General features: G+C 67.1%; 20 protein-coding genes. 8 read left to right on the top strand and 12 right to left on the bottom strand.

Annotated elements, in window-relative coordinates; all coding sequences use genetic code 11:
- Positions 1–13: 13 nt before the first annotated feature.
- From metH to MC45_RS11470, 5 genes are all read right to left on the bottom strand, one after another.
- Positions 14–2686, bottom strand: coding sequence for a methionine synthase (metH, locus tag MC45_RS11450; RefSeq protein ID WP_038663194.1), 2673 nt, complete (start codon positions 2684–2686; stop codon positions 14–16).
- The gene (locus tag MC45_RS11455) at positions 2683–2913 is read right to left on the bottom strand and encodes a hypothetical protein (RefSeq protein ID WP_038663196.1); all 231 of its coding nucleotides are present in this window, start codon (positions 2911–2913) and stop codon (positions 2683–2685) included. Before MC45_RS11455 ends, metH begins: the two co-directional genes overlap by 4 nt.
- On the bottom strand, positions 2910–3956 hold the full coding sequence (locus MC45_RS11460; protein WP_038663207.1) for a homocysteine S-methyltransferase family protein: 1047 nt from the start codon (positions 3954–3956) through the stop codon (positions 2910–2912). The genes MC45_RS11455 and MC45_RS11460 overlap by 4 nt, the downstream gene beginning before the upstream one ends.
- A gap of 172 nt (positions 3957–4128) precedes the next feature.
- Positions 4129–5070 carry a methylenetetrahydrofolate reductase [NAD(P)H] gene (gene metF, locus MC45_RS11465; RefSeq protein ID WP_038663211.1) on the bottom strand — a complete coding sequence of 314 codons (942 nt, stop codon included), beginning with the start codon at positions 5068–5070 and terminating at the stop codon, positions 4129–4131.
- Positions 5067–6035 carry an ArsR/SmtB family transcription factor gene (locus MC45_RS11470; protein WP_038663214.1) on the bottom strand — a complete coding sequence of 323 codons (969 nt, stop codon included), beginning with the start codon at positions 6033–6035 and terminating at the stop codon, positions 5067–5069. The genes metF and MC45_RS11470 overlap by 4 nt, the downstream gene beginning before the upstream one ends.
- Before the next feature lie 102 nt (positions 6036–6137).
- Here MC45_RS11470 and MC45_RS11475 point away from each other — a divergent pair, with 102 nt between their 5' ends.
- The 3 genes from MC45_RS11475 to MC45_RS11485 are packed head-to-tail and all read left to right on the top strand — an operon-like array spanning position 6138 to position 7629.
- Positions 6138–6476 (top strand): hypothetical protein, encoded by a 339-nt coding sequence (locus MC45_RS11475; protein ID WP_038663217.1) that lies wholly within the window; start codon positions 6138–6140, stop codon positions 6474–6476.
- Positions 6476–6685 (top strand): hypothetical protein, encoded by a 210-nt coding sequence (locus MC45_RS11480; protein WP_038663219.1) that lies wholly within the window; start codon positions 6476–6478, stop codon positions 6683–6685. The genes MC45_RS11475 and MC45_RS11480 overlap by 1 nt, the downstream gene beginning before the upstream one ends.
- Positions 6682–7629 carry an aldo/keto reductase gene (locus tag MC45_RS11485; protein ID WP_038663220.1) on the top strand — a complete coding sequence of 316 codons (948 nt, stop codon included), beginning with the start codon at positions 6682–6684 and terminating at the stop codon, positions 7627–7629. Before MC45_RS11480 ends, MC45_RS11485 begins: the two co-directional genes overlap by 4 nt.
- A 6-nt stretch (positions 7630–7635) precedes the next feature.
- On the opposite strand, the gene MC45_RS11490 is transcribed toward MC45_RS11485, so the two are convergent.
- Entirely contained in the window at positions 7636–8022 is a 387-nt protein-coding gene (locus MC45_RS11490; RefSeq protein WP_052075635.1) for a DUF805 domain-containing protein, read from the bottom strand.
- Positions 8023–8084: 62 nt separating this feature from the next.
- On the opposite strand from MC45_RS11490, the gene MC45_RS19320 reads away from it, so the two are divergent.
- Positions 8085–8246, top strand: coding sequence for a hypothetical protein (locus MC45_RS19320; protein ID WP_156143827.1), 162 nt, complete (start codon positions 8085–8087; stop codon positions 8244–8246).
- 264 nt (positions 8247–8510) lie between these two features.
- Here the strand turns inward: MC45_RS19320 and MC45_RS11495 are convergent, their stop codons facing one another.
- The 4 genes from MC45_RS11495 to MC45_RS11510 form a co-directional block, all read right to left on the bottom strand.
- Positions 8511–10103: an isocitrate lyase gene (locus tag MC45_RS11495; RefSeq protein WP_038663222.1), complete on the bottom strand. Its 1593-nt coding sequence runs from the start codon at positions 10101–10103 to the stop codon at positions 8511–8513.
- Positions 10104–10241: 138 nt separating this feature from the next.
- Positions 10242–11630, bottom strand: coding sequence for a helix-turn-helix domain-containing protein (locus MC45_RS11500; RefSeq protein ID WP_038663225.1), 1389 nt, complete (start codon positions 11628–11630; stop codon positions 10242–10244).
- A 258-nt stretch (positions 11631–11888) separates the two neighbouring features.
- On the bottom strand, positions 11889–12269 hold the full coding sequence (locus tag MC45_RS11505) for a type II toxin-antitoxin system death-on-curing family toxin (RefSeq protein WP_038663227.1): 381 nt from the start codon (positions 12267–12269) through the stop codon (positions 11889–11891).
- On the bottom strand, positions 12266–12517 hold the full coding sequence (locus tag MC45_RS11510) for an AbrB/MazE/SpoVT family DNA-binding domain-containing protein (RefSeq protein WP_052075636.1): 252 nt from the start codon (positions 12515–12517) through the stop codon (positions 12266–12268). The genes MC45_RS11505 and MC45_RS11510 overlap by 4 nt, the downstream gene beginning before the upstream one ends.
- Positions 12518–12603: 86 nt before the next feature.
- Between MC45_RS11510 and MC45_RS11515 the strand changes: the two genes are divergently transcribed.
- The 4 genes from MC45_RS11515 to MC45_RS11530 all read left to right on the top strand — a co-directional run bounded on the left by MC45_RS11515 (position 12604) and on the right by MC45_RS11530 (position 17465).
- The gene (locus MC45_RS11515; protein ID WP_038663230.1) at positions 12604–13578 is read left to right on the top strand and encodes a cation diffusion facilitator family transporter; all 975 of its coding nucleotides are present in this window, start codon (positions 12604–12606) and stop codon (positions 13576–13578) included.
- A 193-nt stretch (positions 13579–13771) separates the two neighbouring features.
- The gene (locus MC45_RS11520; RefSeq protein ID WP_038663233.1) at positions 13772–15418 is read left to right on the top strand and encodes an inorganic phosphate transporter; all 1647 of its coding nucleotides are present in this window, start codon (positions 13772–13774) and stop codon (positions 15416–15418) included.
- A gap of 146 nt (positions 15419–15564) precedes the next feature.
- On the top strand, positions 15565–16440 hold the full coding sequence (locus tag MC45_RS11525; RefSeq protein ID WP_052075637.1) for a UDP-2,3-diacylglucosamine diphosphatase: 876 nt from the start codon (positions 15565–15567) through the stop codon (positions 16438–16440).
- Positions 16440–17465, top strand: a complete 1026-nt coding sequence (locus tag MC45_RS11530; protein ID WP_038663236.1) for a glycosyltransferase family 4 protein — start codon at positions 16440–16442, stop codon at positions 17463–17465. Before MC45_RS11525 ends, MC45_RS11530 begins: the two co-directional genes overlap by 1 nt.
- Positions 17466–17752: 287 nt before the next feature.
- Here MC45_RS11530 and MC45_RS11535 read toward each other — a convergent pair whose 3' ends face one another.
- Together MC45_RS11535 and MC45_RS11540 are read right to left on the bottom strand one after the other, a co-directional pair.
- On the bottom strand, positions 17753–19321 hold the full coding sequence (locus MC45_RS11535) for an efflux transporter outer membrane subunit (RefSeq protein WP_179944538.1): 1569 nt from the start codon (positions 19319–19321) through the stop codon (positions 17753–17755).
- A 6-nt stretch (positions 19322–19327) separates the two neighbouring features.
- On the bottom strand, positions 19328–22546 hold the full coding sequence (locus tag MC45_RS11540; protein ID WP_038663239.1) for an efflux RND transporter permease subunit: 3219 nt from the start codon (positions 22544–22546) through the stop codon (positions 19328–19330).
- Positions 22547–22548: the final 2 nt, after the last annotated feature.

A 22548-nucleotide genomic window follows, 5' to 3' on the forward strand; every position in this document is an offset into this window, starting at 1 on the left:
CGCCGGGCGAGACTCAATCGAGGTTCGGCCGCAGCCAGCGTTCCGCCAGCGCGACGTCGACGCCGCGCCGTGCGGCATAATCGGCCACCTGATCCTGCCCGATCCGCGCCACGCCGAAATATTCCGCTTGCGGATGGCCGAAGTAGAAGCCGCTGACCGCCGCGGTCGGCAGCATCGCGAAACTCTCGGTCAGCTCCAGCCCGGCATTGCCCTCGACGTCGAGCATGTCGAACAGCATCCGCTTGAGGCTATGCTCGGGACAGGCGGGATAGCCCGGTGCCGGGCGGATACCGCGATATTGCTCGCGCACCAGCGCCTCGTTGGTGAGCTGCTCGTCGGGCGCATAGCCCCACAGGTCGCGGCGGACATGCGCGTGCAGCGCCTCGGCGAACGCCTCCGCAAGCCGATCCGCCAGCGCCTTCAGCAGGATGTCGTTGTAATCGTCGTTGTCCGCCTTGAACCGCGCGATATGCGCGTCGATGCCGTGGATGCCGACCGCGAAGCCGCCCATCCAGTCGCCCGCCGGATCGATGAAATCGGCGAGGCACATGTTCGCCCGCCCCTCGCGCTTGGCGATCTGCTGGCGCAGGAACGGCAACCGCACGCTCGCCTCCTGCGTGCGATCGAGATTGGGGATGTGGAAGCCTTCGGGAATGCTCGCGCCATCGGGGCTGCGATGCGACTCGCGATGCTCGGTATAGACCCAGACGTCGTCGTCGTGCCGATGACACGCCCAGAGCCCGGCGACGCCGCGCGCGGTCAGCCATTTCTCGGCGATGATCGTATCGAGCATCGCCTGCGCATCCTCGTACAGGCCGGTCGCGCTGGTGCCGACCACCTCGTCGGTGAGGATCGCGGGGAAATTGCCGGCGAGCTCCCAGGCGCGGAAGAACGGCGTCCAGTCGATATACTGGCGCAGGTCGGCGAGGTCCCAGTCGTCGAAGACGTGGATGCCGGGCTTGGCGACCGGCGGTGCCTTGAGCGCCATATCGGCGACGAAGCCGCGCTTGCGCGCCTCGGCGAGCGGCAGCAGGTCGTTCTGCCCCTTGTTGGCGCGCGCCAGCCGCACCTTCTCGTAATCCTCGGCGACGCCGGCGACATAGGCGTCGCGCTGCGTATCGGAGACGAGCGTCGTCGCGACGCCGACCGCGCGGCTCGCGTCGAGCACATGGACGATCGGCCCGTCATAGGCGGGCGAGATGCGCAGCGCGGTATGGACCTTCGACGTCGTCGCACCGCCGATCAGCAGCGGCATCGTCATGCCGGCGCGCTTCATCTCCTCGGCGACGGTCACCATCTCGTCGAGGCTCGGGGTGATCAGCCCCGACAGGCCGATCATGTCGGCGTCATTCTCGTTCGCCGCCTCGATGATCTTGGTCCACGGCACCATCACGCCGAGATCGACCACGTCGAAGCCGTTGCACTGGAGCACGACGCCGACGATGTTCTTGCCGATATCGTGGACGTCGCCCTTCACCGTCGCCATCACGATCTTGCCCTTGCCCTTGGCGCCGGGTTCCTTGGCGGCCTCGATGAACGGCAGCAGATGCGCCACCGCCTTCTTCATCACGCGCGCGCTCTTCACCACCTGCGGCAGGAACATCTTGCCCGATCCGAACAGGTCGCCGACGACGTTCATCCCGTCCATCAGCGGCCCCTCGATCACCTCGATCGGCCGTGCGAATTGCTGGCGGCATTCCTCGGTATCGTCGACGACATGCGCGTCGATGCCCTTCACCAAGGCATATTCCAGCCGCTTGGTGACGGGGAGCGAGCGCCATTCCGCCGCCGCTTTCTCCGCCACCGCATCGGTGCCGCGATATTTCTCCGCCAGCGCGACGAGCCGGTCGCCCGCCTCGGGATCGCGATTGAGGATGACGTCCTCGCACGCCGTCCGCAGCTCGGGATCGATCGTGTCGTAGACGTCGAGCTGGCCGGCGTTGACGATCGCCATGTCCATGCCTGCGGGAATGGCATGATAGAGGAAGATCGAGTGCATCGCGCGGCGCACCGGCTCGTTGCCGCGGAAGCTGAACGACAGGTTCGACAGGCCGCCCGAGATATGTACGTGCGGGAGCCTCGCCTTGATCTCGCGGCACGCCTCGATGAAGTCGACGCCGTAATTGTTATGCTCCTCGATCCCCGTCGCGACCGCGAAGACGTTGGGATCGAAGATGATGTCCTCGGGCGGAAAGCCGATGCCGATCAGCAGCTCATAGGCGCGCGAGCAGATCTCGACCTTGCGCTCCTTGGTGTCCGCCTGCCCGACCTCGTCGAACGCCATGACCACCACCGCCGCGCCATAGGCCATGCACTTGCGCGCATAGTGAAGGAACGCCTCCTCGCCTTCCTTCATGCTGATCGAATTGACGATCGGCTTGCCGGACACGCATTTCAGCCCCGCCTCGATCACGTCCCACTTGGACGAATCGACCATCACCGGGATGCGCGCGATATCGGGCTCGGCCTGGATCAGCTTGAGGAAGGTCGTCATCGCCTCGTGCGCGTCGAGCAGGCCCTCGTCCATGTTGACGTCGAGCACCTGCGCGCCCGCCTCGACCTGTTGCAGCGCCACCGCGACCGCAGCGGGGTAATCGCCGGCCATCACCAGCTTCTTGAAGCGCGCCGAGCCGGTGACGTTGGTGCGCTCGCCGATATTGACGAACTGGGCGGAGGAAATGGTCATGAATTATCCGAGAAACGAGCAAGCAAATCGGTAAGGGCGGCTTCGTCCGCGATCTCGCCATCGGATCGGTAGCGTTCGACTTCGACGTGGCCGTCTTCGAACACCTCGATCTCCCACCGTTCGCCCGGCACCGCCGCATCGATCAGAAGCGCATCGTCCCTGATGCTGGTGATCGTGTGGTGGATACGGGCGGCGTTGAGCCGCGCGATGATGTCGAAGGGAGTCATGCCGCCATCGTGAACGGTTCGAGTCCCGCCAGCCGCGTCCGCACCGGCGCGACCGGCACCGGCCGCGGCGTCACCCCGCGCGCCATCTCGGCGATCGCCTTGATATGCGCCGGGGTCGAACCGCAGCAGCCGCCGAGCACGTTGACCTGCCCCGCCTGCGCCCATTCGCCGACCAGCCCCGCGGTCGTCGCCGGTGCCTCGTCATAGGCGCCGAGTTCGTTGGGCAGGCCGGCATTGGGGTAGATCATGATCAGCGTGTCGCAGATCTCGCTCAGCGTCTTCACATGCGGCCGCAACTGCTCCGCACCGAACGAACAGTTGAGCCCGATCGTCAGCGGCTTGGCATGGCGCACCGCATGCCAGAACGCCTCGACGGTATGGCCCGACAGGTTGCGGCCAGACAGATCGGTCAGCGTCATCGACATCATGATCGGCAGGTCGCGCCCCAAGGCATCGCCCGCCTCCAGCGCCGCCATGATCCCCGCCTTGGCGTTGAGCGTGTCGAACACCGTCTCGATCAGGACGAAGTCGGCACCGCCCTCGACCAAGGCGTCGATCTGCTCGCGATACACATCCTTGAGATAGTCGAAGTCGATCTCGCGATAGCCGGGATCGTTGACGTCGGGCGACAGCGACAGCGTCTTGTTGGTCGGCCCGATCGCCCCGGCGACGAAGCGCGGACGCCCGTCCTTCGCCTGGAACTCGTCGGCGACGCGCCGCGCCATCCTCGCGCTCTCGACGTTGATCTCGCGGACCAGATGCTCGGCGCCGTAATCGGCCTGACTGATCTTGTTGGCGGAGAAGGTGTTGGTCTCGGCGATATCCGCCCCCGCCTCGAAATAGGCGCGGTGGATCGACTCGGGCACCTCCGGCTTGGTCAGCGCGAGGATGTCGTTGTTGCCCTTCTGGTCATGGCTCAGGCCGAGCGTGCCGGCATAATCCGCCTCGGACAGCTTCCAGTTCTGGATCTCGGTGCCGAACGCGCCGTCGGTGATCAGGATGCGCTTGGCGGCCTCGGCAAGGAATGTGTCGCGTGTGGTCATGCTACGTCCGATCTCAACTTAAGTCCTCCCCCGCAAGGGGGAGGGGGACCGCTCGGCGTCAGCCGAGTGGTGGTGGGGGAGGACACGATATGCTTCCAATGAAGCGCCACCCTGTCCTCCCCCTCCGTCACCGCTTCGCGGCGCCACCTCCCCCTTGCGGGGGAGGAATTGTTCACGCCGCCGCGACGCTCGCCACCGGCTTCGAACGCACCCCCAGCAGGTGGCAGATCGCGAACGCCAGCTCCGCCCGGTTGAGCGTATAGAAATGCAGCGACTTCACCCCGCCCGCATAGAGCTTGCGGCTGAGCTCCGCCGCCAGCGTCGCCGCGATCAGCTGCCGCGACGCCGGATGATCCTCCAGCCCGTCGAACAGCCGCGCCATCCACGCCGGCACCTCGGTGCCGCACATCTTGCTCATCCGCACGACGCTGGCGAAATTGGTCACCGGCATGATCCCCGGCACGATCTCGGCGTCGATCCCCGCCGCGGCGACCTGATCGCGATAGCGGAAGAAGGTCTCGGGCTCGTGGAAGAATTGCGTGATCGCACGCGTCGCACCCGCGTCGAACTTGCGCTTCAGATTGTCGATGTCCGCCGTCATGTCGGGCGAATCGGGATGGCATTCGGGATAGGCAGCCACCGAAATCTCGAACGGATGCAGCCGCTTGAGCCCGGCGACCAGCGCCGCCGCATTCTCGTACCCGCCCGGATGGCTGGCGAACTTCGCCCCGGCCGCGGGCGGATCGCCGCGCAGCGCGACGATATGCCGCACGCCCGCCGCCCAATATTCCTCGGCGACCTGATCGATCTCCTCGCGCGTCGCCTCGACGCAGGTCAGATGCGCCGCCGCCGCCAGTGACGTCTCGCGCTGGATGCGCGCCACCGTCGCATGCGTCCGCTCGCGCGTCGAGCCGCCCGCGCCATAGGTCACCGACACGAAGCTCGGCGCGAGCGGCTCGAGCGTCCGCACCGCGTCCCAGAGCTGCTCTTCCATCTTCTCGTTCTTGGGCGGGAAGAATTCGAACGAAACGTCGATATCCCCCGCGACGTCCGCATAGAGCGGCGCCTTGAGCGCGATCTGCGCCTCTTCGAGCTGGTTCACCGAAATCGTCATGCCACCCCAACCTTTTTCAAAGGCACTTCACGCAGGCTCGCGCCCGATTTGCGTCCGAGCCACAATGTCACCGTCAATTCGCCGCCCTTGAGCGTCTCGGTCCGCGCGAGCGCCAGCCCGGCATTGCCGAACCAGCCCGCGATCTGGTCGTCCGCGAAGCCCAGCCGGGTATGCGCGTCGCGCGTGCGCAGATCCTCGCGATCGTGCGGCGCGAAGTCGACGATCAGCAACCGCCCGCCCTGCCCCAGCACGCGCGCCGCCTCGGCGATCGCCGCACCGGGCTGCTGCGCGAAATGCAGCACGTGGTGCAGGATCGCGACATCCGCCGCGCCGTCCGCCATCGGCAGCGCATAGAGGTCCGCCTGGCGCAGTTCGGTATTGGCGCGGTCGTGCAGCTTGGCGCGGGCGAGCCGCAGCATCTCCGACGACCGGTCGATACCGAGCGCGCTGTCCGCCTGGTCGCCGAACAGTTCGAGCATCCGCCCGGTGCCGGTGCCGATGTCGATCAGGCTGCCGAGTGGTCCGTCGCCCAGCACCTGCGCCATCGCCGCCTCGACCTCGCTCTCGGCGATATGGAGCGAGCGGATCGCATCCCATTCGTCGGCATGGCCCTCGAACCATTGCGCCGCGCTCGCCGCGCGATCGGCGCGCACCGCGGCGAGCCGCGCGGCGTCGGCGACCGCCCAATGATCGGGCTCGGTCTTGTGCCACTGGTCGATCGCGACCGCGACCGGACCCGTCGCCGCCGCCCGGCCGAGCGCGACGAACACCCAGCTCCCCTCCTTGCGCCGCTCGGCGAGGCCGGCGTCGCACAGGATCTTCACATGGCGGCTAACGCGCGGCTGGCTCTGGCCGAGCACCTGCGCCAGCTCGCCCACCGACAGCTCCATCGTGCGCAGCAGCGAGAAGATGCGCAGCCGCGTGGCATCGGCTAAGGCACGGAAGATATCGAGCGCGAGGGTCATATCGCATCAACATATAAAGATATCTTTATATGCGGTCAACGCGGACCCGAACCGGCCGACCCGCGTTTGCGCGAGGTTAGTGAACTTACCGGGAGATTATCGATGAAGCGCCTGCTGATCCTCGCCGCCCCGTTGGCCGTGGGCCTCGCCGCGTGCAGCCAGAACGCCCAGAACGAGACCGCCGACGCCGCCAACGCGATCGCCGCGGACACCGAAGCGACGACGCGCAACGCCGTCAGCGACGTCGATGCCGCCACCGACCGCGCCTTCGGCTCGGCCGAGCGCCACATCGACAATGCCGGCGACCATCTCGACAACGCCGCCGCCCATGCCGACGACCGCCTCGACCGGGCCGGCGATGCGATCAGCAACGGCGCCGACCGCGCCGCCGACGCCACCGGCAACGCGCTCGAGCGCGCCGGCCGCTCGCTCAAGAACTGATGCCGCGGGGGGACGATCGCCGGTCGCGCCTGCTGGCGGCGGCCGTCCTCCCCCTGGCGCTGCTCGCCTGTTCGCGCGGCGGCGGCGACGATCCCGGCACGGTCAGCGCCGACGAAGCCGCCCAGCTCAACGACGCCGCCGCTATGCTCGACGCCAACAGCATCGACCTCGACGCCGTCACCTCCAACGACACGGACGCCCAGCCATGACCCTGCGCCGCTTAGGCTCGACCGACCTCCGCATCGCCCCGCTCGTCCTCGGCGGCAACGTCTTCGGCTGGACCGCCGACCGTGCGGCGAGCTTCGCCGTGCTCGACGCCTTCGTCGCCGGCGGCGGCACGATGATCGACACCGCCGACGTCTATTCGGCGTGGGTCGACGGTCATCAGGGCGGCGAGTCCGAGACGATGATCGGCGAATGGCTGAAGGCCAGCGGGAAGCGCGATTCGGTGCTGCTCGCCACCAAGGTCGGCATGCTCCCCGGCGAAGGCGGCGAGAAGCTCGCTCCTGCCCGCATCGCCGCCGCCGCCGAGGCGTCGCTCAAGCGGCTCGGCACCGACCGGATCGACCTCTATTACGCGCATCAGGACGATGACGGCGTGCCGCAGGAGGCGGTGCTCGAGGCGTTCGGCCGGCTGATCGACGCCGGCAAGGTCCGCGTCATCGGCGCCTCCAATTTCCACGCGGCGCGGCTGAAATCGGCGATCGACGCCGCCAAGGCGCACGACCTGCCGCGCTATCACGTGCTCCAGCCCGAATATAACCTCGTCAGCCGCCACAAGTTCGAAGGCGAGCTGCAGGACTATTGCGTCACCGAGAACATCGGCGTGCTGCCCTATTACGGCCTCGCCTCGGGCTTCCTCACCGGCAAGTACCGCAGCAAGGACGACCTCAGCCAAAGCGTCCGCGGCGGCCGCATGACCGAGCTGCTCGACGGCAAGGGCGCCGACGTGCTCACCGCGATGGACGGCGTCGCGGAGGAGACCGGCGCGAGCCACGCACAGATCGCGCTGGCGTGGCTGATCGCGCAGCCGGGCGTCACCGCACCGATCGCGAGCGCGACCAAGGTGGCGCAGTTGGAAGACCTGCTCCCGGCGATGGAACTGGAACTCAGCAAGGATCAGCTCGAACGCCTGACCAACGCCGGCGCCTAGGCGAGGTCAGGCCGTAGCGCCGGCGGCGAGTCGTGGGTTCGCCCCGAAGCGATTGTCGGTGGCATCCCCCGCCTTGAACACGAAGAACAAGTCGACGAGAAAGCCGAGGTACGGCACGCCCGAAGCGACCACCCACCATCCCGACAGGTCCATGTCATGCAGCCGTCGCACCTTCACGGCTAAGCCGGGAACGATCAGCGCGAGCACGACGATGCCGCAGAGGGCCACCGCCCAGTCATGGCTCGCCGGCTTGTCCAACGCGTCACCGAGACAAAAGGCGGCAAACAGCGCCATCCACAGGATCACGCTGAAACACAGAAACTCGCGCCGCGTCGATCGACCGTCGAATTTGGCATAGAGCCGGAAGGGCCGCGTCACATAATCGGGCAGCATCGGGCGATCCCCTTCATTGGACCGGTCGGGCGCACCAGCCCGCGGGCTGGATCGGCCGGCCGATGACCGTGCCCACCCGCGGCGCGCTCCGAGACATCAGGGCAAAAGGCGCGGTGAACCATGATGTCATCATAGACAGCCAACGCGATGAAACGTGCCGCCGGGCCAAATATGGCAGGGGGACGCCGAGCGTGCCTGATCCGACGCTGATGGACGTATTTTAGGAAAGGTCTTGATCGCGCGAAGACGCGAAGACGCAAAGGTGTCGCGCTCCGGGCGAGCGTGGCCCTGTCATCATAATCGCTTGGTATGACGGACCACGACCGCGGCGAACGCAACACCTTCGCGTCTTCGCGTCTTCGCGCGAATCATCATTTCGCTACTTATGCCGATCGCCGGCAAAGCACGAACGACACTCCCGCCCGTCACCCCGGAACTAGTCCGGGGTGACGGGGGCGGATAGATCGATTCCCCACCCCGCCCTATCCTCACGCCGCGAACTGGTTCATCGTATTGTGCGCGCCGCCCGCCTTGAGCGCCGCCTCGCCGGCGAAATACTCCTTGTGATCGTCGCCGATGTCGGAGCCCGACATATTCTGGTGCTTCACGCAGGCGATGCCTTCGCGGATCTCCTTGCGCTGCACGCCCTTGACGTAGCCGAGCATCCCCGCCTCCCCGAAATACTCGCGTGCGAGATTATCGGTCGACAGCGCCGCGGTGTGATAGGTCGGCAGCGTGATGAGGTGATGGAAGATGCCCGCCCGCGCCGCCGCATCCTTCTGGAAGGTGCGGATGCGTTCGTCCGCCTCGGCGCCCAGCGCGGTCGCGTCATAGTCGACCGACATCAGCCGCGCGCGGTCATAGGCGGACACGTCGCGCCCCGTCTCGACCCAGGCGTCATAGACCTGTTGGCGGAAGTTGAGCGTCCAGTTGAAGCTGGGGCTGTTGTTGTAGACGAGCTTGGCGTCGGGAACGACCTCCCGGATGCGGTCGACCATCGACGCGATTTGCTCGATGTGCGGCTTCTCGGTCTCGATCCACAACAGGTCGGCCCCGTTCTGCAGGCTGGTGATACAGTCTAGCACGCAGCGGTCCGCCCCCGTCCCCTCGCGGAACTGGAACAGGTTGGACGGCAGCCGCTTCGGCCGCAGCAGCTTGCCGTCGCGGCTGATGACGACGTCGCCGTTGCCGACCTCGGCCCCGTCGATTTCGTCGCAGTCAAGGAAGCCGTTATATCGGTCGCCGAGATCGCCGCGCGCCTTCGAATAGGCGATCTGCTTGGTCAGGCCGGCGCCCAGCGAGTCGGTACGGGTGACGATTATGCCGTCGTCGACGCCGAGCTCGAGGAAGGCGTAGCGGCAGGCGCGCACCTTCGCGAGGAAGTCCTCGTGCGGCACGGTGACCTTGCCGTCCTGATGACCGCATTGCTTCTCGTCGCTGACCTGATTCTCGATCTGGAGCGCGCAGGCGCCCGCCTCGATCATCTTCTTGGCCAGCAAATAGGTCGCCTCGGCATTGCCGAAGCCCGCGTCGATATCGGCGATGATCGGAACGACATGCGTCTGGTGGTTGTCGATCGCCTGCGTCAGCCGCTGCGCCTCGATGTCGTTGCCGGCGGCGCGGGTGTGATCGAGATCGCGGAACAACAGGCTGAGTTCGCGCGCATCGGCCTGCCGCAGGAAGGTGTACAATTCCTCGATCAGCGCGGGCACGCTGGTCTTCTCGTGCATCGACTGGTCGGGCAGCGGGCCGAAGTCGCTGCGCAGCGCCGCGACCATCCAGCCCGACAGGTAGAGATAGCGCCGGTCGGTGGTGCCGAAATGCTTCTTGATGCTGATCACCTTCTGCTGGCCGATGAAGCCGTGCCAGCAGCCGAGCGACTGGGTGTAGGCGGACGGATCGGCATCATAAGCGGCCATGTCGCGACGCATGATCGCGGCGGTATAGCGCGCGATGTCGAGCCCGGTGCGGAAGCGGTTCTGGAGGCGCATGCGCGCGACCGCTTCCGCGTCGATCCCGCCCCAAGTCGCCTGTCCGCCGATGAGGTCGCGCGCGCCGCCGATCTGCTGCTGGTAGGTCATATCCACATCCTCGCTTGGGTCCGAATACGAGGATGTGTATATATGTTGACAGCTTTTTCGACGATATTTCGCAGTAAAAGCGCGTAACCCTGTCACAAGATACGCATCATAGCTGTCGATTAGTACTTCTATTTACAATCAATCGCCAGCGAAGGTGAAGCCGGAAACGCCGCGGTCGCGCTCGTTGATCAGCAACGCGCGGCCCGCCGGCGGTGCCGAGCGCTGCGGGCAATCGGTACGATGACAGGCGCGACAGCCGAGACCGATCGGCGTCGCATCGCCCTTGAGATCGACCCCGCGCGCCACCGCCAGCGCACCGCCCAGTTCCGCCGCGACGCCGATGCCGACCGCGAATTCGGCGAGCACGCCGCCATAGCGGCGGCGCTGCGGCGTGACCGTCCGCGCGATCGTCAGCCAGCGCGCGCCATCCTCCAGCTCGACGAGCTGCACCGCGAGACTGCCCGGCCGGTCGAAGGCATGGTGGAGCCGCCACAACGGGCAGCGCCCCTCCGCCTCGGCGAGCGGCGACGCGCTCGCCCCCGAGAAGCGCTTGGAACATTGGCCGGCGCGGTCGATGCGGATCAGGAAGAAGGGCAGGCCGCGCGCGCCGACGCGATGCAGCGTGGTGAGCCGGTGCGCGACCTGCTCGAACCCCGCGCCGAACCGGCGCTGCAACAGTTCGAGATCGTAGCCGGTCGATTCGCACGCCCGCAGAAAGCGCGCATAGGGCATCATCACCGCCGCGGCGAAATAGCTGGCGAGATGGCGACGGAACAGCCGCTCGCCCGATCGATCGGCGAAATCGGCGCCCTTGGCGAGTGCGTCGATCTCCGCGCGCGCCTCGATCTGCGCGAGCTGATAGGCGGCGGCGAAGGTCCGCGACGCCGGATCGAGCACCTCGCTCAACTGCAACTGGCGCGCGTGCAGGTCCAGCCGGCGCAACAAGTCGGGCATCACGTCCATCGGCAGGATGCGGATGGTGAGCTGGTGCTTGACGCGCAGCCGCTCGGCGATCGCGCCGTACAGGTCGCCCGCGCCGAGCCGCAATTCGTCGGCGAGCGCCTCCGCCGTGCCGTCGAGATCGGCGAAATGGCCGCGCCAGCGTTCGATCTCGCGGCGCACCTCGGCGACCGGATCGACGCCGTCCGACACGCCGCTGCCGCCGCCCGCGCCGAGCCGGTCATAGGCGCGGGCGAACGCCTCGGCGCCGCCCGGCGCGCCGGCGAGCCATTCGCCGACCTCGTTACGATCGATTTCGAGGTCTGCGAACATCGGATCCGCCAGCCGCCGCCGCATCGCCGCATCGCCGCCACCCGGCTCGCCCGCGGTCAGCGCGCGCGGATCGAAATCGTAGGATTCGGCGAGCTTGACCAGCAGGGTCGCCGACAAGGGCCGCTGGTTGCGCTCGACGAGGTTGAGATAGCTCGACGAAATCGCCAGCACCTCGGCCATCGCCGCCTGCGTCAACCCCGCCTGCCGGCGCAGCCGGCGCACCGCGTGGCCGGCAAACAATTTACGTTCCGCCATCCCTACTCCTTGCCCGCTCGAAGATCGGGTATGGGCAAGACCTTGTCAATTCCTTACATCCTGACCGGAACGTATGTCCGCGCGGTGGACAAGACGACCCTGCCCGGACGCATCGCCCCACTGCCCCCGCCCCGCGACTGTAGCTAACGGATTTTCCAAGAGTTTCCTGGGGAGGAAAGGTGGCCGTCGGCGTCTCGTACGCCGGCGGCCATTCCCGTTGTGGGGAAGCGGACGCCGTCCGAACCCGACCGGCCTATCCTAGGCGATATGGCTGCGGAACCAGTCGGCAAGCGTCGGCACGTCGAGTTCGCCCGCAGCCAGCGCGACGAAGGCGACGACGACCTCAGCGTTCGATGCGGTCAGTTCATAGCCGTTGATCAGCAGGAAGGTTTCGCTGACCACCAGAGCCGTCCGTTTGTTGCCATCGACGAAAGGATGGTTGCGCGCGATGCCATAGGCGTAGGCCGCTGCCAGATCCGCGATATCCGGGTCACCATAAGCGATGAGGTTGAGTGGTCGCGCCAGCGCGCTTCCGAGCATCGCCCGGTCGCGCATGCCCGGCGCGCCGCCATGTTCGGCGAGCTGTTCGTCATGCGCGGCGAGGGCGACGTCGATGTCGACCCACAGCCAGCCGCTCATTTGGCAAGTTCGCGCAGTGCGTCCCGCCGTCGCAGCATCACGTCACGCGCCGCCGCCATTTGTTCGGCAAAGCCGGCGTCATGCTTGCGGACGAACAGGCCATCGGGCTTGATGACGACGTCGATCGCGTCGCCCGGTGCGACGTCGAGCTTCGCCAGCATCGCCTTGGTCAGGATGACGCCGTGCGAATTGCCGATCTTGATGACACGGAGCTGTTGCGCGGATTCGATATCGACGGGCTTGTTCATACACCGGTTATAACATCCGCACGGGAGCCACACCACTGGTTCACGCGTAACCCCTGCGACAACCAGACCGATGACAGGGAACAGGCATGACTCAGGGGCTGACCGCGCGGATCCGCGAGAATATCGTCCTGTACGGCGCGCTGGCGGCGAATCTCGGCATCGGGGTGGCCAAGTTCGTCGCGGCGGGGATCACCGGCTCGTCGTCGATGCTGACCGAGGGCGTGCATAGCTGCGTCGACAGCGGCAACCAGATCCTGCTGCTCTACGGCCAGCATCGCGCCAAGCGGCAGCCCGACGCCATCCACCCCTTCGGCTATGGCCGCGAACTGTATTTCTGGGCGTTCGTCGTCGCGATCCTGATCTTCGCGGTCGGCGCGGGCGTGTCGGTCTACGAGGGCTATCTGCACATCCTTGAACCCGAGCCGCTGCGCGATCCCTTGGTCAATTACATCGTACTGGCGATCGCCTTCGCGATGGAAGGCGCGTCGTGGTTCATCGCGATGCGCGAGTTCGCCAAGGCGAAGGGCGACACCGGCTGGTGGCGTGCGATCCGGCAGAGCAAGGATCCGGCCGGATTCATCGTCCTGTTCGAGGATTCGGCGGCGCTCGCCGGGCTGGTCATCGCCGGCATCGGCGTCTGGGCGAGCCATGCCTTCGCCGATCCGCGCATCGACGGCGTCGCTTCGATCCTGATCGGCCTGATCCTCGGACTGGTCGCGATGCTGCTGGCACGCGAGGCGAAGGGGTTGCTGATCGGCGAGCGTGCCAACCCGCAGGTGGTCGAGACGGTGCGCGGCATCGTCGCCGCGCATCCCGCGGTGAGCGCGGTCAACCACGTCCGCACGATCCACACCGCGCCGGATGCGATCTTCGTCGCGGTCAGCGCCGATTTCGTCGATACTGTCACGATGGGCGATGGCGAGACGATCATCGAGGAGATGGAGGACCGATTGCGCGAGGCGGTCCCGACCCTGTCCTCGATCTACATCCGCCCCGAAAAACGGGAGAATGCGGCGACGTTGACGACGATACAGGCCAATACGACGACAGCCGCGACCTGACGGAAAATCGGCCGCGCCGGCGTCGGGCCGAAGCCATCTATAACTTTTCCCCACGAATCCATCGGCTAAGTCGCCGGCGACCGGACCGGAACGGAATCGGCGGCCCGGTCCCATCGCCCGACGGCGGCACCGTCGGGCATTCCCAGCGTCATTTTGTCACGAACTCGTCACATCCGCGGTGCACCGCGCCATTATGGCTACAACGGTTTCCGCCGCGTCGACACCCACCTCCTCGCACGGTCCGCGCCTCGACGCGCATCTGCATCCGGCGGGGCGGTGGATCTTCCTCGCCGTCCTGATCGGCGCGCTGGGCTATGCGGGGGGCAGCGTCATCGCCGATACCGCCGAGGTCGGCGAGACGCTGGCGACCGGTGTCTTCCTGTTCCTCGCGCTGGCGCTGCTGATCGCGCTCGGGTTCGAATTCGTCAACGGCTTCCACGATACCGCCAATGCGGTGGCGACGGTGATCTACACGCACGCCATGCCGGCGCCGCTCGCAGTGATCTGGTCGGGGTTCTTCAACTTCCTCGGCGTGCTGCTGTCGTCGGGTGCGGTCGCTTATTCGATCGTCACGTTGCTGCCGATCGAACTGATCCTCCACATCGGCTCGGCCGGCGGGTTCGCGATGATCTTCGCGCTGCTGCTCGCCGCGGTGCTGTGGAACCTCGCCACCTGGTATGTCGGCCTGCCCAATTCGTCGAGCCACGCGCTGATCGGTTCGATCCTCGGCGTCGGCCTCGCCAACCAATTGCTGTCGCGCGGGCTCGGCGGCACCTCCGGGGTCGACTGGAGCCAGGCGCAGAAGGTGCTGACCGGCCTGCTGTTCAGCCCGCTCGTCGGTTTCATCGGCGCGCTGGTGCTGCTGCTGGTGATGAAGCGGTTCATGCGCGATCCCAAGCTCTACAGCGCGCCACGGACCGACGCGCCGCCGCCGCGCGGCATCCGCGCGACGCTCATCCTCACCTGCACCGCGGTCAGCTTCGCGCACGGCAGCAACGACGGGCAGAAGGGCATGGGGCTCATCATGCTGATCCTGATCGGCTGCGCCCCCACCGCCTATGCGCTCAACCGCACCGTGCCGCAGAGCGAGATGCCCGCCTTCGTCGCGCAGGCGCGCTCGGCCGAGGCGATCTTCGCCCGCCAGCCGGGACCGGAGCCGCGCTCGATCGACGTCGCGCGCGCGACGGTGACGCAGGGGCTCGCCACCCGCAACATCGATACGCCCGCGGTCTATGGCGCGCTGTCGTCGCTATCGCGCGACGTCGGCGACCGGCTGGCCAGCTACGGCTCGCTCGACAAGGTGCCCGCGGCGGCGACGCCCAATCTGCGCGGCGACATGTATCTGGTGCTCGACGCCAGCAAGATGGTGGTCGCCGACGAGGGCGCGCAGGCCCGCTTCACCGCGCAGGATATCGAAGGGATCAAGAGCTACGGCGGCGCGCTCGAAAAGGGCACGCGCTTCATCCCCTTCTGGGTCAAGGTGACCGTCGCGATCGCGCTGGGGCTCGGCACGATGGTCGGCTGGCGGCGGATCGTCGTCACCGTCGGCGAACGGATCGGCAAGACCCACCTCACTTACGGCATGGGCATGTCGGCGGAGCTGGTCACCGCGGCGACCATCCTGCTCGCCGACCGCTTTGGTCATCTGCCGGTCTCGACGACGCATATCCTGTCCTCGGGCGTCGCCGGCGCCTCGGTGGCGAACGGCGCCGGGCTGCAATGGCGGACGATCCGCAACATGGCGCTCGCCTGGGTGATGACGCTGCCCGCGGCGATGCTGCTCGCCGGCGGACTCTATTGGGCACTGCTCACCGTGCTGCGGACGACGATGGCGGCCTGAGCTGCGGGCGCGCGGCCCGATGCAGCGCGCCCGGCGTATTTGGCCCGTTTCGGATATCGCAACACGATCGTCACGCTGCCGTGATCGCAGCGTCACATCCCTCTGGCATGTCGGCATCGGGGGCAGCGGGCCCCGGGGGGCCGATCATGACCACCAAAGATGTGAGCAGCGCCGACGTTCTTGCCTTTCTGCCGCAGCGGCCGATCGTCGCCGAGCGGTCGGACATCGCCCGGCGCCGGTTTCGCACCATCTGGATCTCCGACGTCCATCTCGGCACGCGCGGCTGCAACGCCGACATGCTGATCGACTTCCTCGACCATGTCGACAGCGAGCAGCTGTATCTGGTCGGCGACATGATCGACGGCTGGCGGCTCAAGAAGAAATTCTACTGGCCCGCGGCGCATAACGACGTCGTCTGGCGGCTGATGAAGCGCGCCAAGCGCGGCACCCGCGTCACCTACATTCCCGGCAACCACGACGAGGTGTTCCGCCAGTTCGCCGGCATGGACTTCGGCGGCGTCAAGATCCGCCGCAAGGCGATCCACATCACCGCCGACGGCCGCCGCCTGCTGGTGCTGCACGGCGACGAATTCGATGCGATCACGCTCGCCCACCGCTGGCTCTCGCTGATCGGCGACAGCGCCTATACCGCGCTCATGGTCCTCAACCGCTGGGTCAATGCGGCGCGGCGGCGGCTCGGCATGCCCTATTGGTCGCTGTCGAAGCACGCCAAGGCCAAGGTCAAGAATGCGGTCGCCTTCATCTCGCGCTTCGAGGAGGTGGTGGCGCATGCGGCGGGGTCGCGCGGCGTCGACGGGGTCGTCTGCGGCCATATCCATACCGCCGAGATCCGCCAGATCGGCGATATCGCTTATTACAACGACGGCGATTGGGTCGAAGGCTGCACCGCGCTGGTCGAACATTTCGATGGCCGGATGGAATTGCTGCTGTGGGGCGACGAGATCGCCGCACGCGTCGCGACGGAGCGGGCCGCGAGCCGCGTCGGGACGATCGCCGCCTGATGCGGGTCGCGCTGGTCACCGACGCGTGGCAACCGCAGGTCAATGGCGTCGTCCGCACGCTCAGCGCGATCAAACGCGAAGTCGAGGCGCAGGGGCATGAACTGCTCGTCGTCTCGCCCGAGCGGTTCGCCAGCCTGCCCTGCCCGAGCTATCCCGAGATCCGCCTGGCACTCGCCGGCGGGCGCAGCATCGGCCGGCTGATCCGCGCTTTCGACGCCGATGCGATCCATATCGCCACCGAAGGACCGCTGGGCGTCGCGGCGCGGCGCTGGTGCCTCGCCAAGGGGCTGCGCTTCACCACCGCCTATCACACGCAATTCCCCGATTACGTCGCGGCGCGGACCGGTGTCAGCGCGGAATGGATCTGGCGCTACATCCGCTGGTTCCACGCCCCCGCCGACGCGATCCTGACCTCGACGCCGTCGGTCGATGCCGCGTTGCGCGCGCACGGCCTCAGCCGGTTGCGGCGGTGGGGACGCGGCGTCGATCTCGCCGTCTTCTCGACCGAAGGCGCGACCGATCCGGCGATCATGGCCCTGCCGGGACCGATCCAGCTCTACGTCGGCCGGGTCGCGGTGGAGAAGAATATCGAGGCGTTCCTCGACACGCGGGTGGCGGGCACAAAAGTGGTGGTCGGCGACGGACCGGCGCGGGCGACGCTCGCCGCGCGCTATCCCGCCGCGTACTTCCTCGGTCCGCGGTTCGGCGAGGCGCTCGCCGCCGCCTATCGCAGCGCCGACGTTCTGGTCTTCCCGAGCCGGACCGACACGTTCGGGCTGGTGATGATCGAGGCGCTCGCCTGCGGCACCCCCGTCGCGGCGCTGCCGGCGCCGGGACCGGTGGATGTGCTGTGCGCCGACGTCGGCGCGATCGACGATGATCTGGAAACGGCGATCGCCGCGGCGCTGACGCGAAACCCGAGCGCCTGCGTGGATTATGCGGCGCACTTCACCTGGGAAGCGAGCGCACGCCAGTTCCTCGACAGCCTCGCGCCGATCCGGGTGGCGGAGGCGTGCGCCGCATAACCACGGATCGCCCGAAAGTCGGGTTCACGCGAAGGCGCAAAGGCGCGAAGAGAAGAAGGATCGTTGTTCGCGCAGAGGCGCAGAGACGCAAAGATGTCTCGGCCGGCGCGAAGCGCCCCTCATATCCATGGGAAGGAAACAGCCGCTGCCGCGGCGACACCCTCTCCGCGCCTCTGCGCCTCTGCGCGCAAAACCCTTCTTCTTCCTTCGCGTCTTCGCGTCTTCGCGCGAATCACACCGTCAACAGGAAGACGTCCGGACGATGACCCATCGCCCGGACGCCCCGTTCACCTGGCCGTTGTCGAAGCAGGACGCACCTGCGGATCGTCCACGTCCAGCCCGCCGCCGAGCGACCGATACACTTCCACCAGATTGCTGCCGCGGTTCAGCCGCGTCGTCACCAGCTGCTGCTGCGCGGCATAAGCGGTGCGTTGCGAGTCGAGCGTGATCAGGAACGATTCCACCCCCGCCCGGTAGCGCGCATCCGAGATCCGCAGCGCAACGTTCGCCGCCTCGACGCGGGCGGTCTGCGCGGCGACCTGCTCGTCGATCGTGCCACGCTGCGCCAGCGCATCGGCGACTTCGCGGAACGCGGTCTGCACCGTCTTCTCGTAGGTCGACACCGCCGACTGCTGCTGCGCGCGGGCGAGGTCGACGTTGCCGCGCAGGCGGCCGCCGTCGAACAGCGGCAGCGAAACCGAGGGCGCACCGGTGTAGGTGAAGCTGCCGCCCGCAAACAGACCGCTGAGCGCGGTGCTGATCGTCCCCAGCGTCGCGGTCAGCGAGATGCGCGGGAACAGCGCGGCGCGCGCCGCACCGATATTGGCGTTCTGCGCGATCAGCTGATGCTCCGCCTGCAACACGTCCGGCCGGCGCAGCAGCACGTCGGAGGCGAGACCCGCCGGCAGCACCTGCAACGCGGCATCGCCATTGCCGAGGCCCTGCGGCAGCAACGGCGCGGCCACCGGCGCGCCGACGAGCAGGTCGAGCGCGTTCTTGTCCTGCGCCACCCGCGTCTTGAGCACGGCGATGTCGTTGCGCGCGCCCTGATAGGTCGTCTCGGCCTGTCGTGCCTCGAGCTCCGACGCCACGCCGATGCGGAACTGCGCGCGGGTCAGTTCGAGCGATTGCGCGAACGAGGCCAGCGAGCGCTGCGAGATGGCGAGCTGGTCCTGATCGGACGCCAACGTCAGCCAGGCGGTGGCGATCTCGGCGATCAGGCTGATCCGCGTCGAGCGCTGTGCCTCCTCGGTGGCGAAATATTGCTCGAGCGCAGCGCGGTTGAGATTGCGCACCCGGCCAAACAGGTCGAGCTCGAACGCCGAGAAGCCGGCGTTGACCGAGTAGAATTCGAAGTTCGACGAACTCGAGCCCACGGTCCCCGCGGTGCCCCCACCGGCATTCGATCCGGTGCCGCCGGTGCCGGTGCCCCCGGTACCACCCGTGCCCGTGCCGCCGGTACCGGTACCCCCGCTTGCCGCGCCACCCAGCGTGCTCGCCGCACCCTGGATATTGTTGGTGTAGGTGCCCGACGCCGACAGCGTCGTCTGCGGCACCAGATCGGCGCGCTGGATGCGATATTGCGCCCGCGCCTGGAGCACGTTGGCCGCCGCGACGCGCAGGTCGCGGTTGTTCTCCAGCCCCAGCGCGATCGTGTTGCGCAGCCGTTCGTCGGTGAAGAAATCGCGCCAGCCGATCTTGGTGACGTCGGGCGCGTCGGTCGCCGCCGCCGCATAGACGCCGCCCTGCGGCAGCGCCGCCGGCACTTCGCCCACCGGCCGGACGTATTTCGGCGCGAGGTTGCAGCCGGCGAGCGCGGTTGCGCCCAGCAGGCCGAGGAGGATCTTGCTCGTCATCACCACTCAGGCTCCCTGCGGCGCGGGCGTCGGCCCGTGCGCGCCGTCATCATGCGGACGCTCGTCGTCGGGACGATCGTCATGCCCCGCGTCCTTCGCACCGCGCTTGCCGTGCTCGTCGTGGCCGAACAGGCGGAGCACGACGACGAAGAACATCGGCACGAAGAAGATCGCGAGGATCGTCGCCGACAGCATGCCGCCGACCACCGCGCGGCCGATCGCATTCTGCCCGCCGGCGCCGGCGCCGGTCGAGATCGCCAGCGGCAGCACGCCGAAGATGAACGCCAGCGACGTCATCAGGATCGGGCGGAGGCGCAATTTGGCCGCCTCCACCGCGGCGTCGAAGGGTTTCATCCCCTCGTTGATCCGCTCCTCGGCGAATTCGACGATCAGGATCGCATTCTTCGCCGAGACGCCGATCGTCGTGATCAGGCCGACCTGCAGATAGATGTCGCTGTTGAGCCCGGTCAGCGTCGCGGCGAGCAACGCACCGATGATCCCCAAGGGCACCACCAGCATGACCGAGATCGGCACCGACCAGCTTTCGTACAGCGCGGCGAGGCAGAGGAAGACGATCAGCAGCGACAGGCCGTACAGAGCCGGTGCCTGGCCGCCGGACAGGCGCTCCTCATAGCTGAGGCCGGTCCATTCGAGCCCGGTGCCCGGCGGCAGCTTGGCGTGCATCGCCTCGATCGCCTTCATCGCCGCGCCCGACGACACGCCCGGTGCCGGCTGGCCGAGGATTTCCATCGACGGCAGGCCGTTATAGCGGGTGAGCTGCGCCGGGGCCTGCGCCCAGGCGATCGTCGAGAAGGCGGTGAACGGCGCCATCGTGCCGGTCTCGCTGCGCACGTAGAAGTTGCCGAGATCCTCGGGCTTCAGACGATAGGCCGTGTCCGCCTGGATATAGACGCGCTTGACGCGGCCGCGATCGATGAAGTCGTTGACATAAGCGCCACCCCAGGCAGTCGAGATCGTATTGTTGACCGTGGTGAGGTCGAGCCCGAGCGCGCGCGCCTTGTCCTGATCGACCTCGATCTTGAGCTGCGGCGCGTCGTCGAGCGCATTGGGGCGCACGCCGGTCAGCGACTTGTCCTGTGACGCCATGCCGAGCAGCATGTTGCGCGCCGCGAGCAGCTTTTCGTGACCGATGCCCGCCTCGTCGACCAATTGCAGGTCGAAGCCGCTGGCATTGCCCAGTTCCTGCACCGCAGGCGGGATCACCGCGAAGATCAGTGCGTCCTTGAACTGCGAGAAGGCCCCCATCGCCCGTCCCGCGATCGCCTGCGCCTTGTTGGCGGCACCTTCACGATGCGACCATTCCTGCAACGGGATGAAGGCGATGCCGCTGTTCTGGCCCTGGCCGGCGAAGCTGAAGCCGTTGACGGTGAACACGCCCTGGACGTTGCCGCCCTCGTTCTTGAGGAAATGGTCCTTGATCGTGTCGAGGCCCTTCTGCGTCCGCGCGGTGGTGGCGCCCGGAGGCCCCTGCACCAGCGCGATCATGATCCCCTGATCCTCTTCGGGCAGGAAGCCGGTGGGCAGGCGGACGAACAGGATCGCCATGCCGACGACGATCAGCAGATAGACCAGCATCGACCGCTTCCAGCTGCGCGCAGTGCTGCGCACACCCTTCTCATACCGGTTCTGGCCGCGATCGAACTTGTCGTTGAACCAGCGGAAGAAGCGCGCGAGCGGCCCGTTGCCTTCGGTCCGGCTCGGATCGTGCGGCTTGAGGATCGTCGCGCACAGCGCCGGGGTGAGGATCAGCGCGACCGTCACCGACAGCACCATCGCCGAGACGATCGTGATCGAGAACTGGCGATAGATGACGCCGGTCGAGCCGCCGAAGAACGCCATCGGCAGGAACACCGCCGACAGCACCAGCGCGATGCCGACCAGCGCGCCGGTGATCTCGTCCATCGACTTGCGCGCCGCCTCCTTGGGGCTCAGCCCCTCGGTCTGGATCAGGCGTTCGACGTTCTCGACGACGACGATCGCGTCGTCGACCAATAGGCCGATGGCGAGCACCATGCCGAACAGCGTCAGCGTGTTGATCGAGAAGCCCGCCGCGCTGAGGATCGCGAAGGTGCCGAGCAGCACCACCGGCACCGCGATCGTCGGGATCAGCGTCGCACGGAAGTTCTGCAGGAACAGGAACATCACGAGGAAGACGAGGATCACCGCCTCGATCAGCGTGTGAACGACCTGCTCCACCGACAGCCGCACGAACGGCGACGTGTCATAGGGGTAGATGACCTTGACGTCGGGCGGGAACTGCTTGGCGATGGCGTTGACGCGCGTCTTCACCGCCTCGACCGTGTCGAGCGCGTTGGCGCCCGGCGCCAGCTTGATGCCGATGCCCGAAGCTGGCTTGCCGTTCCATTGCGACGAGAAGCCGTAATTCTCCGCACCGATCGCGACGCGCGCGACGTCGCCGAGCCGCACCACCGAACCGTCGGTGTTGCTCTTCAGCCGGATCGCAGCGAATTGCTCGGGCGAGGTCAGGCGCGATTCCACCGAGACGGTGGCGTTGAGCATCTGCTCCTTGGGGGCCGGCTGCGCGCCGATCTGGCCTGCAGACACCTGCGCGTTCTGCGCGGTGATCGCCGACGTCACGTCGGTCATCGTCAGCGCGTAATTGTTGAGCTTGATCGGATCGACCCAGATCCGCATCGCATATTGCGAGCCGAACACCTGCGTATCGCCGACGCCGTTCACACGGGCGAGCGGGTCCTGCAGCTTGGACGCGATATAGTCCGACAGGTCCGAATCGTTGTGCGTGCCGTTCTCGGAATAGAGGCCGACGAACATCAGGAAGTTCTGCGTCGCCTTGGCGACGATCAGCCCCTGACGCTGCACCTCCTGCGGCAACAGAGGCGTCGCCGCCTGCAATTTGTTCTGGACCTGGACCTGCGCGATGTCGGGATCGGTGCCCTGTTCGAAGGTCAGCGTGACGGTGACGGTACCGGCCGAGGACGACGAGGAGGAGAAATAGCGAAGGTTGTCGATCCCCTTCATCTGCTGCTCGATGATCTGCGTCGTCGTATTTTCGAGCGTGGTCGCGTCGGCACCCGGATAGGTGGCGGTGATCGACACCGCGGGCGGCGCGATCGCCGGGAACTGCGCGATCGGCAACGAGCGGATCGCGATGACGCCGGCGAGCATCAGGATGATCGCGATCACCCAGGCGAAGATCGGCCGGTCGATGAAATAGCGGGCCATGA

It is taken from the genome of Sphingomonas taxi (assembly GCF_000764535.1).
In the GTDB taxonomy this organism is placed as follows: domain Bacteria; phylum Pseudomonadota; class Alphaproteobacteria; order Sphingomonadales; family Sphingomonadaceae; genus Sphingomonas; species Sphingomonas taxi.

Coding starts and splice junctions, on each gene's coding strand:
- MC45_RS11460 (WP_038663207.1), bottom strand. CDS start 3,956: ATGACCACACGCGACACATTCCTTGCCGAGGCCGCCAAGCGCATCCTG.
- MC45_RS11455 (WP_038663196.1), bottom strand. CDS start 2,913: ATGACTCCCTTCGACATCATCGCGCGGCTCAACGCCGCCCGTATCCAC.
- MC45_RS11480 (WP_038663219.1), top strand. CDS start 6,476: ATGCCGCGGGGGGACGATCGCCGGTCGCGCCTGCTGGCGGCGGCCGTC.
- MC45_RS11495 (WP_038663222.1), bottom strand. CDS start 10,103: ATGACCTACCAGCAGCAGATCGGCGGCGCGCGCGACCTCATCGGCGGA.
- MC45_RS11490 (WP_052075635.1), bottom strand. CDS start 8,022: ATGCTGCCCGATTATGTGACGCGGCCCTTCCGGCTCTATGCCAAATTC.
- MC45_RS11470 (WP_038663214.1), bottom strand. CDS start 6,035: ATGACCCTCGCGCTCGATATCTTCCGTGCCTTAGCCGATGCCACGCGG.
- MC45_RS11510 (WP_052075636.1), bottom strand. CDS start 12,517: ATGAACAAGCCCGTCGATATCGAATCCGCGCAACAGCTCCGTGTCATC.
- MC45_RS11540 (WP_038663239.1), bottom strand. CDS start 22,546: ATGGCCCGCTATTTCATCGACCGGCCGATCTTCGCCTGGGTGATCGCG.
- metF (WP_038663211.1), bottom strand. CDS start 5,070: ATGACGATTTCGGTGAACCAGCTCGAAGAGGCGCAGATCGCGCTCAAG.
- MC45_RS11475 (WP_038663217.1), top strand. CDS start 6,138: ATGAAGCGCCTGCTGATCCTCGCCGCCCCGTTGGCCGTGGGCCTCGCC.
- MC45_RS11505 (WP_038663227.1), bottom strand. CDS start 12,269: ATGAGCGGCTGGCTGTGGGTCGACATCGACGTCGCCCTCGCCGCGCAT.
- MC45_RS11485 (WP_038663220.1), top strand. CDS start 6,682: ATGACCCTGCGCCGCTTAGGCTCGACCGACCTCCGCATCGCCCCGCTC.
- MC45_RS11500 (WP_038663225.1), bottom strand. CDS start 11,630: ATGGCGGAACGTAAATTGTTTGCCGGCCACGCGGTGCGCCGGCTGCGC.
- MC45_RS11530 (WP_038663236.1), top strand. CDS start 16,440: ATGCGGGTCGCGCTGGTCACCGACGCGTGGCAACCGCAGGTCAATGGC.
- MC45_RS11520 (WP_038663233.1), top strand. CDS start 13,772: ATGGCTACAACGGTTTCCGCCGCGTCGACACCCACCTCCTCGCACGGT.
- MC45_RS11515 (WP_038663230.1), top strand. CDS start 12,604: ATGACTCAGGGGCTGACCGCGCGGATCCGCGAGAATATCGTCCTGTAC.
- MC45_RS11525 (WP_052075637.1), top strand. CDS start 15,565: ATGACCACCAAAGATGTGAGCAGCGCCGACGTTCTTGCCTTTCTGCCG.
- MC45_RS19320 (WP_156143827.1), top strand. CDS start 8,085: ATGACCGTGCCCACCCGCGGCGCGCTCCGAGACATCAGGGCAAAAGGC.
- metH (WP_038663194.1), bottom strand. CDS start 2,686: ATGACCATTTCCTCCGCCCAGTTCGTCAATATCGGCGAGCGCACCAAC.
- MC45_RS11535 (WP_179944538.1), bottom strand. CDS start 19,321: ATGACGAGCAAGATCCTCCTCGGCCTGCTGGGCGCAACCGCGCTCGCC.